This window comes from Gordonia sp. (in: high G+C Gram-positive bacteria), assembly GCF_049299075.1.
In the GTDB taxonomy this organism is placed as follows: domain Bacteria; phylum Actinomycetota; class Actinomycetes; order Mycobacteriales; family Mycobacteriaceae; genus Gordonia.
The window spans coordinates 1-1590 of record NZ_JBAQWU010000313.1 but is presented as its reverse complement, the minus strand read 5'-3'; the positions used below and the strand labels follow the sequence as shown (position 1 = coordinate 1590).

General features: G+C 69.2%; 3 protein-coding genes. 2 read left to right on the top strand and 1 reads right to left on the bottom strand.

Going from position 1 to position 1590, the window contains the following annotated elements:
- The coding region (locus tag WAW85_RS09690; RefSeq protein WP_422559407.1) for a tyrosine-type recombinase/integrase at positions 1-429 on the top strand (429 nt) is incomplete at its 5' end.
- Between the two features lie 61 nt (positions 430-490).
- Here WAW85_RS09690 and WAW85_RS09685 read toward each other — a convergent pair.
- Entirely contained in the window at positions 491-1036 is a 546-nt protein-coding gene (locus tag WAW85_RS09685; RefSeq protein ID WP_422559406.1) for a M23 family metallopeptidase, read from the bottom strand.
- A 234-nt stretch (positions 1037-1270) separates the two neighbouring features.
- Between WAW85_RS09685 and rpsB the strand changes: the two genes are divergently transcribed.
- The coding region (rpsB, locus tag WAW85_RS09680) for a 30S ribosomal protein S2 (protein ID WP_422559405.1) at positions 1271-1590 on the top strand (320 nt) is incomplete at its 3' end.

The window sequence follows — 1590 nt, the reverse complement described above, 5'->3', positions numbered from 1 at the left end:
GGACTGAACCTGGCCGACATCGATGCCGACCGCCGGGTGCTGCGGGTGATTGGCAAGGGAGATAAACAGCGGGCAGTGCCGTACGGAGGTCCGGCGGCTGCAGCTCTCGCCGACTGGCTGGCACGCGGTCGGCAGGCGCTGGCGACGGCCGCCTCGGGTGAAGCACTGCTGCTGGGCGTCAAGGGCGGCCGCCTCGATCAGCGGATGGCGCGTACCGTCGTCCATCGGGCCACCGCTGCGCAGGGCACCGACATCAGTCCGCACGGACTGCGACACAGCGCCGCGACCCACCTGCTGGAAGGTGGCGCCGATCTGCGTGTCGTTCAGGAACTCCTCGGCCACTCGTCGCTGGCCACCACGCAGCTGTACACCCACGTCAGTGTCGAACGACTGCGCGCGGTCCACGACCAGGCCCACCCTCGGGCCTGACCCCTCGACAGGCTCGGGGAGCCGAACGAGGGCTCGGGGAGCCGAACGAGGGCTCGGGGAGTTAGGGCCAGGTGCCGACCGGTTTGAGGCGAACGCGGACCGCGCCGACCAACATCAGCGGGTTGAGGTAGGCCGCCGTCGCCCCGGTGCCCCGCCGGGCGCCCCAGTGCAGGCATGCGGCGGCCGGGCAGTCGGGGTGGCCGGAGTCCAGATAGCCGAGCACTTGGCCCCGACCGACGGTTTGGCCGGCCCGCACGATCGGGCGCACCGGCTCATAGGTGGTGGTGAGCTGATCCGGGTGCACAACGGAGACGACACCGCGGTCGACGACCCGGCCGGCGAAGCGTACCGTCCCGGCGCCTGCTGAAAGTACCGCAGCCTCGGCCGGAGCGGCCAGATCGACGCCGCGATGGCCAGGCAGCCACCGCTGTGCCGGGGGATCGAAGCCCCGCGCGACGGCGGGTCGGGGTACCAGCGGCCAGTCGTAGGCCCCGCGGCCGCTCGCGACCGGTCCGGACACTGAGCCCAGCAGTAGCAGGACCGCGGCGCTGACCGCCGCGCGGATCGTCGTCGTCAGATAGATCGGCGTCATATAGATCTGACGCACGGGGCGGCTCGGGGGATCCCCTTTTGGTTCCCGGGCGTGTCGGCGCGTAAGATTCAGCACAGCATCTCGTCGGTTTTCCGGCGCGGTGACTTCGCGCGTCCGCGCGTCCGGCCCAGCGTCGGACACTACGACCGTATCTCCTGGTCCCGGGGTTTTCCGGGCGAGATACGGCGGCGGGCGCCAGGACCGGCGCCGCACCCGGCGGCCGGTGACAACCGAGATAAAGGAATACCCATGGCAGTCGTGACCATGCGGCAGCTGCTTGACAGCGGCGCCCACTTCGGACATCAGACCCGTCGCTGGAACCCGAAGATGAAGCGTTTCATCTTCACCGACCGCAACGGCATCTACATCATCGATCTGCAGCAGACGCTGACCTACATCGATCGCGCCTTCGAGTTCGTCAAGGAGACCGTCGCCCATGGTGGCACCGTCCTCTTTGTCGGCACCAAGCGGCAGGCGCAGGAGTCGATCGCGGCCGAGGCGACCCGGGTCGGCATGCCGTACGTCAACCAGCGTTGGCTCGGTGGCATGCTCACCAACTTCAACACCGT